This is a genomic window from Streptomyces sp. NPDC058457 (assembly GCF_042720695.1).
GTDB lineage: Bacteria > Actinomycetota > Actinomycetes > Streptomycetales > Streptomycetaceae > Streptomyces.
Genome location: NZ_JBHXLU010000167.1, coordinates 1 through 8,823, shown reverse-complemented (window position 1 = coordinate 8,823; position 8,823 = coordinate 1). Strand labels below are relative to the sequence as shown.

The window sequence follows — 8,823 nt, the reverse complement described above, 5'->3', positions numbered from 1 at the left end:
ACCAACTCCCGAGCCCACCCCCTGAACGACACCGGAACATCACCAAGCACCGGAACCCGACCCCCGACGATGGCCTCGTACGCCGACCACAGGTCCGGCAGCAGGATCTGCCAGGACACCGCGTCGACGACCAGGTGACTTGCCACCATGACCAGCCGCCCGGCAATACCCGGGCCACCGTCCACCCACACCACCTGCACCATCACACCCGCCACCGGGTCCAACCGCTCGACCGCCGCCGCGATCTCCACCTCGACCAGTGCCGCCGGATCCACCCCGGCCGCGTCCACCCGAGACACCAGCACCTCAATCGGAACCAGGGGCGTCTCCGGCACCTCCAGCGACGCCGACTCCGCCAGCAGGCGGGCGCTGAGCATTTCATGACGTTCCATCAGAGCTGCTGTCGCACCTCGCAGCGCCGTCTCGTCCAGCCCCGCCGGCGCCTCCACCGCCATCGACTGCACGACCGTGTACACCCGGTCGGCGCCGACCCTGTCCAGCACCTCGCGCATCACAGGCGTCAGCGGCACCTCACCGACACCGGAGTCCGACCGGCGACCACCCTCCGTCTCCTCGTCGACCGACGTCGCCACAGCCGCGATCCGCGCCGGCGTCCGCAACTCGAAGACCTGGCGGGCGGTAAGGACCAGTCCTGCGCGGCGGGCCCGCGAGACCAACAACATCGACGTGATGGAGTCGCCGCCGAGCTCGAAGAACCCGTCCTCGACCCCGACCCGCTCCAACCCCAACACCTCGGCGAACAGCCCACACAACGCCACCTCAGCAGGCGAGACAGGCACACGGGTACCCATGGACGCAACCTCGGGCGCGGGCAGGGCAGCACGGTCCACCTTGCCGTTCACCGTCAACGGGAAAACATCCAGGACGACCACCACAGACGGAACCATGTACTCCGGCAGTCGCCCCGCCGCATAGTCACGAACGGCATCCGCACCCACGTCCCCGACCACATAACCCACAAGCCGCCCGTCACGAACCACCACCACAGCCCGCTCCACGTCGGTGTGGGCGGCGAGGACGGCCTCGACCTCCCCGAGCTCGACCCGGAACCCACGGATCTTCACCTGCTCATCCGCACGCCCGACGAACTCCAGGACACCGTCCGCCGTCCAGCGGGCCAGGTCCCCCGTGCGATACATCCGCTCACCGTCACCGAAGGGACAGGCGACGAAACGCTCGGCCGTCAGATCCGGACGGTTGATATAGCCACGGGCCACACCCGCACCGGCGACATACAACTCACCAGTCACGCCGACCGGGACGGGACGCAGGAACGCATCCAGGACGTAGGTACGGACGTTGGGCAGCGGGCGGCCGATCGCAGGAGGCGCATCCTCACCCGTGATGCCCTCCTCCAAGAGGACAGCCGTGGTAATCACAGTCGCTTCGGTCGGCCCGTAGGTGTTCCACAGACGGGCCGCAGCACGCCACTTCGCGGCCAGACCCGCTTCGAGACGCTCCGCACCCAGCACCCAGTTCGCAATACCAGAAACGGCCTCCGGCTCCAGCGCACTCAGCAGCGACGGCACCACACTCGCCGTACCCACACCACTGGACTCGACCATCGCCGCCAGCGCAACCGCGTCCAGGCGCTCCGCCGCCGAGGCGATCGCCAGCGTGCCGCCGGCAGCCAGCGTCACCGCCACATCCAGCACAGCAGCATCGAAGCTGAACGAAGCGAACTGCAACGACGTCACACCAGGACCAGCCCCCAGCACAGGACCCATCGCCGAGGCCAGGTTCGCCACCGAACCATGCGCCACCGCCACACCCTTCGGCCGCCCCGTCGACCCCGACGTATAAATCACATACGCCAGATCACCCGACCCGGCCTGCACATTCAGAGACCCCCCGGAGTCCGCCCGAACCTCGCCGAGCAGGACGACATCCCCGTCCAGCCGATCCGCCGTCTCCTCCGAGACCAGCACCACCCGCGCGCCGCTGTCGGCGACCATGAACGCCAGCCGGTCCGCCGGATACTCCGGATCCAACGGCACATACGCCCCACCCGCCTTCCACACGGCAAGCTGAGCCACCACCATCTCCACCCCACGCGGCAGACACAGCCCCACCCGCGACTCACACCCCACACCCCGTGCCACCAACCCCCACGCCAACGCATCCGACCACGCATCCACCTCGGCATACGTGAGAATTCGATCCGCGCATCGCACGGCGAGTACATCCGGAGCTTCCGCAGCCCTCGCCCGGAACCGGTCCAAAACCGTGGACGAATCCGTCTCCTCGATGGTGTCGTTCCACCGGTCCACAACGGAGGCGCGCTCGTCCTCGTCGCCGACCACCGGGACCCGCCGTACCGGCGCCGTCACATCCCCGAAGACCCGCTCCAGGAAGGCGACCAGTGACCGGTGCACCGCCCGAACCCACGCCCGGTCGTGGAGCGCCGCGTTCGCCTCGACGGTGACGCCGATCCGCGAACCTGTCCCCGCCCCGCGGTCGATCAGCACCCCGAAGTCCTCGACCCGGCGCGTCGACACGTCCCGGACCGCGCCCCGGGCGTCGCCGAAGGCCGGCTCGCCCGCAGCCGGGAGGATGTTCACGTACGGCCCGAAGTGCCAGCGGTCGCCCTCCGGCCAGCTCAGTTCGCGGCGCAGCCACTCGCCCCGGTACCGCTGATGGCGGAGCAGGTCGCCCACCGCCGCGTCGGCCGTTCGCGCGAGTTCGAGGAGTCCGGCGTCCGCGGGGACGGGGAACCGCAGGGGCAGCATGTTGGCCTTGGTGGCGCGGGCCCGCAGGTCGGCGTCTCCCACGCGTCCTGTCACGGGCAGGCTGAGCAGCGCCTCGTCCACGCCCGCCATGCCGCTCACGAACGCGCCGACGGCCGCGACGATGAGCCGGGAGGAGCGCAGGCCGGCGCCCTGTGCCGCCGCGCGCAACGCCTCTACGGCCTCTGGCGAGAGGGCGCCCGACTCGCGCAGGACACGGCCCTCACCGTCGTCACCGCCAGTGCCGCCGTCGCCGCCGTCGCCGCCGTCGCCGCTCGCAACGGCCGCATCATCACGCCCACCGCCGACGACCGCACCTGAAATGCTCGCCAACTCCGGCCGATCTGCGAAACGCTCCCGCCAATACAGCCGGTCTTCCTCGAATTCAACCGATCCCCGATACCGGGCCTCTCCGTCCAGCACCTCACCCGCGGAGAAGAATTGACGGTCCGAGAGTGGCATACCTCCTGCCAAGGCCGGAGCCGTCACCGAGTTCTCCCCGGATTCCGAGGTCTCCTCCGAGACCGGGGCTCCGGCCAGAGCCGAGTACACGTCGGCGACCCGTCGAGCGATCAATCCGCAGGAGAATCCGTCGAGCAGCAGGTGGTTGAACCCCTGGAACCAGCAGTGTCGATTCTCGTCAAGCCGGAAGAGGACGAACGAGAAAAGCCGCTCTCCGAGCGGGTCTTCGACCCGTGCCAGTTCCTCCCGCATACGGGATTCGAGGCGGCCCGGGTCGGCGTTCCTCAGGTCCTCCAGGCGGAGCGTCCACTGCGGCGTGCGCACCGACGCCCGCACCTCGCCGGCCGCGTCCTCGGCGAACCGCAGGCCGAGGACCTCGGTCTCCTCGACCGTTCGGCGCAGCGCCGTCTCGAAGGCCGCGACGTCCAGCGCGCCGGTGATCTCGACCGCCTGCCCGACGCTGTAGAGCGCGTGCGGACCTCCGAGCCGCTGCGCGCGCCAGATGCCCTCCTGGCTGTCGGACAGGGGAAAGACGCCACCGACCCGCTCGTTCATGTTTATCCCTAACCCCTATTCCCTTTTCGCTTTCGACGGGCATGCGCCGGCCCGTCGCTCCGTGACGCAGGAAACGCAAGGCAAAGAGCCTCCGCTCGGGAAGCTCCTGAGGAATCTCGCGCAATCGCGCGCAATCTTGCGTAATCATCAACAGGTCTTGGCAGGTCGGTGAAACGCCGTCGATCACCGTCGTCAATTACCGTCGTCGATCGCCGACGGCATTAATCACCGCTCATGCCGAGGATCTGCTCCGTCTGAACGATACCTATCGAACGGCTCCGTCCAACTCACCGTTCTGGTCACTTGGACGCCGGGGCCACCGACCGCGTCGGCGACCAACTTCCGGTTCGGTTTCCGGGCTTGACACGGAGCGGAAAGGAAATCTCCACAATGAGCCCGCCGCCGGGGCGGGCGCGGGCGGCGAGGGTGGCATCGTGGGCGGTGGCAATGGCGCGGACGATCGAGAGGCCGAGGCCGTGATGTCCGTCGCCCGCGGTGCGGCGCAGCCGCTGGAACGGTTCGAAGAGCTGGTCGACGCGGTCCGGCGGGACTTCCGGGCCGGTGTTGGAGACCGTGAGGAGCGCGCGGCCGGGCCCGCCTTCGGACCGTACGGCGACGGCGACGTCCACGTGCCCGCCCTCGACGTTGTAGTAGGCGGCGTTCTGCACGAGGTTGGCGACGAGCCGCTCCAGGAGGACCGTGTCGCCGGAGACGGGCGCGGCGGTCGTCGCGGGCGTCCCGTTCTCGATCCGGACCTCGTTGCGCCGGGCGTCCGGCTGTGGGGTGAGCAGCACGGACCGGACGATCTCGGTGAGGTCCAGCGGCTCGGCGCGCTCGACACCCCGTTCGCTGACGGCGAGGGTGAGAAGCGATTCGAGGAGGGCGGCCTGTTGGGTGCTGATCTTCAGCAGGCGCTGGAAGTTCTCGCGGAAGGACGCCGCCGTGGCGTCGCTGTCGAGGAGCGACTCCTCGAGGAGGGCGCGCTCCACGGTGAGGGGGGTGCGCAGTTCGTGGGCGGCGTTGGTGACGAAGCGCTTGTGCGACTCGAGGGCGGTCTCGAGCCGGCCGAGCAGTCCGTCGACGCTGTCGGCAAGGTCCTTGATCTCGTCGGCGGGGCCCTGGACGGCGAGGCGTTCGTGCACGTTGTTGGCGGAGATACGGCGGATGCCTGCGGTGACGGCGCGCATGGGCCGCAGTACCCGGCCTGCGAGCACCCAGCTGAGCACCACGGAGATGACGGCCATGATCGCCATGGCGACGCCGGACTGCACCAGCAGGTTGTGCATCTGGGCGGCGTGGAGGCGGGTGGCCTGTTCCTGCAGCTGTTGGGTCATCGCGTCGAAGCCCGGCGGTGTCGGGGAGCCCGGTCCGGACTGGACGTTGAGCCGCGGTTGCGGGCCGGAGGCAGGCTTGTGCACGAAGCCGAGGGTGCGGACGCTGTGGCCGACGAGGAGGTAGGTGATGCTGAGCAGGACTGCGCCGGAGGCGACGAACAGGGCGCCGAAGAGGGCGGCGAGCCGGACCCGTACCCTGCGGGGTGTCATCCGGCGGGCCCACCGTTCGACGAGATCGGAGATGGCCGGGGGGCCGGAGATGACCGTGAGGCCGCGCTGCCGGGGCGACGGCCGGGGTGTTGGTGGGGGCGGCGCGGGCGACGGCATGTCAGATTCGGTACCCCTTCCCCGGCACGGTCCGCAGCACTGTCGCGTCCACGAGTTTGGCTCGCAGCCGGTTGATGGTGGCCTTGACGGTGGTGGTGCCCGGGTCGGCGGCCGCGTCCCACACCTCGGCGAGCAGTTCCCCGGTGGACACCACCCTGCCGTCCGCGTCGAGCAGGTACTCGAGCACGGCGAACTCCTTGGTGGTGAGGGGTAACCGTGAGCCGCCGTGGGTGGCGGTGCGGCGGGCTGGGTCGAGGCGCAGGGGTCCGCATACGAGCTCGGGCCGCCGCACCGGGTGGGCTCGGCGGCCCAGGGTGCGGGTGCGGGCGAGGAGTTCGGCCCAGGCGAAGGGTTTGGCGAGGTAGTCGTCGGCACCGAGGCCGAGGCCCTCGACGCGGTCGGCGATGGAGGCGGAGGCGGTGAGCATGAGCACCTTGGTGCGGACACCCTCGACGGCGAGTTCGGCGCAGACCTCGTCGCCGTGCACGTCGGGGAGGTCGCGGTCGAGGATGACCACGTCGTAGTCGACTTCCAGGATGAGGTCGAGCGCGGTCCTGCCGCCGTAGGCGGTGTCCACGGCGAGGCCCTCGCGGCGCAGCACTCTGGTGATCGAATCCGCGAGCTCTGTGTGGTCCTCGACCACCAGTACTCTCATTGCTCCCCCTAGGACACACGGGTCACCGACGGCAGAGTCCTCCATGCCGGGTCACATCCGGGTTACTCCGCTCACAGGCTGGCGTACCGTCGTGCGCCTCGCAACACCCTGCGGTGGCGTCAGATCCGGTAGCCGGCGTGCGGCAGCGTCTCGATGACGGGTGGGTCCCCGAGTTTGCGGCGCAGTCGGCTGACGGTGACCTTGACGGTGTTGCTGAACGGGTCGGCGTCGCGGTCCCAGGCGCGCTCCAGGAGTTCCTCGGCGGAGACTACGGCGCCGCCGGCGGCGAGCAGCACCTCCAGGACGGCCATCTCCTTCGGTGACAGGTCGAGTCCGCGTCCGCCGCGCAGTGCGGTGCGGCGGGCGGGGTCGAGTTCGATGTCGCCGCGGGTGAGGACCGGGGGCACGGCGGGCTGGTCGCGTCTGTCCAGGGCCTGGACGCGGGCGATTAGTTCGGCGAAGGAGAAGGGCTTGGCGAGGTAGTCGTCTGCGCCGAGGCCGAGGCCCTCGACGCGGTCGGCGAGGGTGCCGGAGGCGGTGAGCATCAGGACGCGGGACGGGCAGCCCTGCTCGACGAGGGCACGGCAGATGTCGTCGCCGTGTACGAGCGGCAGGTCGCGGTCGAGGACGACGACGTCGTACGCGCCGCTGGCGGCCCGGGTGAGTCCCTGCTCGCCGTCGTGCGCGAGTTCGACGTCCATGGCGTGCCGGCGCAGGCCCCTGGCGAGGCTCTCCGCGAGATCCCGGTGGTCCTCCACGATCAGTACGCGCATGTCCCCACCTTGGCAGCCGGAGGATCACACGGCGGTAACAGGGCACGCGGGTGGCCGGTAACGGCCGTCCATCCACGCGGAGTTGGCCATTCCACCCCACGTAAACACTTGGTCTAGTCCTCTTGACGGAGGGTCTGACCGGCTGTTTGGTATATACCAAAGCCTTCACGACCCCCTCCCTCCCCTCTCCACCCTCCCACGGGCCCCCGAAAGGGGTTTTCTGTCATGCGCCTGGCAAGATTCGCGGCCTCCGCCTGTGCCCTCGCGCTCGCGGCCACCGGCGTCACCGTCGCGCTGGCCCCCGCCGGCAGCGCCGCGGGGAGCAGCGTCTACTCCGTCGCTCCCTACGTCGACATGTCGAACAGTCAGGAAGGACTGCTCGACACCGCCATCACCGGACACAAGCTCAAGGCCTACACGGCGGCCTTCGTGCTCGGCACCGGCTGCACCCAGATCTGGGGCGACACGCTCCCCATAGGCAACGACTCCTACACCGACCCCGAGATCGCCAGGGCGAAGTCCGAGGGCGCCTCCGTCATCATCTCCTCCGGCGGGGCGAGCGGTGAGCCGCTCGCCTGGACCTGCTCCACCCAGAGCAGCATCGACGCCGGATACCAGGCCATCATCAACGACTACGGCGTCACCCAGCTCGACTTCGACGTCGAGGGCGCCGCCATCGCGGACACCGCCGCCGCGGCCCGCCAGATGCAGGCGATGAAGGACCTCAAGGCGTCCAACCCGAACCTGCAGTTCTCCATGACCCTGCCGGTCCTGACCAGCGGGCTGACCAGCGACGGCGTCAACATCATCAAGGCCGCCAAGACCGCGGGCATCAAGATCGACGTCGTCAACGTCATGGCCATGGACTACTACGCGGGCACCGGCACCGAGATGGGCCAGGCCGCGGTCTCCGCGGCCAAGGCCACGCTGGCGCAGATGCAGTCCGTCGACTCCTCCTACACCTACGCCAACCTCGGCATCACCCCGATGATCGGCAAGAACGACGACGGATCCACCTTCACGCTCGCGGACGCCCAGACGGTGGAGAGCTTCGCCGCGCAGAACAGTGTCGGGCGGCTGTCGTTCTGGTCGGCCAACCGGGACCAGCCGTGCAGCGGAAGCGCCAACTCGCTGTCCACGTGCAGTGAGATCAGCCAGAACTCGCTCGCGTTCACCGACGCGTTCGTGCCCTACGAGGGCAGCTCGGGCGGCGGTGGAGGCACCACGACCGACTTCTCCCTGTCGCTGTCGCCGGGTTCCGCCTCGGTCGCCCAGGGCGGTTCGGCGACCGCGACCGTCGCCACGGCCGTCACCTCCGGCAGCGCCGAGTCGGTCAGCCTCGCCGCCTCCGGCGCGCCCTCCGGTGTCAGCGTCTCCTTCAGCCCGACATCCGTGACATCCGGCGGCAGTTCGACGCTGACGGCATCGGTCGGCTCGTCCGTGGCCGCGGGCACCTACCCGATCACCGTCACCGGCAGCGCCGCCAGCGGCAGCCACAGCGCGACCTACTCGCTCACCGTCACCTCCTCCGGCAGCGGCGGGGGCGGCGGGGGCTCGCTGACCAACGCGGGCTTCGAGACCGGCAGTCTGAGCCCCTGGACCTGCACGGGCGGCAGCGCGGTGGTCTCCAGCCCGGTCCACAGCGGCAGCCACAGCCTGCAGGTCACGCCGAGTTCCAGCAGCACCGGCGAATGCGACCAGACCGTCACCCTGTCCGCCAACCACACCTACACCCTCACCGCCTGGGTGCAGGGCCCGTACGCCTACGTCGGGGTCAGCGGCGGCGCCACCGCGAGCACCTGGTCCAACAGCAGCAGCTGGAACCAGCTCACGGTCAGCTTCACCACCGGCAGCAGCGGAACGGTCACCGTCTACGCCCATGGCTGGTACGGCCAGTCCAACGTCAGCGCGGACGACTTCACCCTGAGCTGAGTGCAGTCACATCGATGAGGGGGCCGGTTCCCCGGGCG

At 69.6% G+C, this 8,823-nt stretch carries 5 protein-coding genes; 1 reads left to right on the top strand and 4 read right to left on the bottom strand.

Going from position 1 to position 8,823, the window contains the following annotated elements; all coding sequences use genetic code 11:
• From ACFWPS_RS53405 to ACFWPS_RS53390, 4 genes are all read right to left on the bottom strand, one after another.
• Nucleotides 1–3,764, bottom strand: a 3,764-nt coding sequence (locus tag ACFWPS_RS53405; RefSeq protein WP_383721725.1) for an amino acid adenylation domain-containing protein, incomplete at its 3' end; no start/stop codon positions are given.
• A gap of 299 nt (nt 3,765–4,063) precedes the next feature.
• Nucleotides 4,064–5,308, bottom strand: a complete 1,245-nt coding sequence (locus ACFWPS_RS53400) for a sensor histidine kinase (protein WP_383721723.1) — start codon at nt 5,306–5,308, stop codon at nt 4,064–4,066.
• A 118-nt stretch (nt 5,309–5,426) separates the two neighbouring features.
• Entirely contained in the window at nt 5,427–6,080 is a 654-nt protein-coding gene (locus tag ACFWPS_RS53395; RefSeq protein ID WP_383721721.1) for a response regulator transcription factor, read from the bottom strand.
• Nucleotides 6,081–6,199: 119 nt separating this feature from the next.
• A complete protein-coding gene (locus ACFWPS_RS53390) occupies nt 6,200–6,853 on the bottom strand; it encodes a response regulator transcription factor (RefSeq protein ID WP_350785248.1) in 654 nt (217 codons plus the stop codon).
• A 225-nt stretch (nt 6,854–7,078) separates the two neighbouring features.
• Here ACFWPS_RS53390 and ACFWPS_RS53385 point away from each other — a divergent pair, with 225 nt between their 5' ends.
• Nucleotides 7,079–8,785, top strand: a complete 1,707-nt coding sequence (locus tag ACFWPS_RS53385) for a carbohydrate binding domain-containing protein (RefSeq protein ID WP_383721719.1) — start codon at nt 7,079–7,081, stop codon at nt 8,783–8,785.
• Nucleotides 8,786–8,823 lie beyond the last annotated feature (38 nt).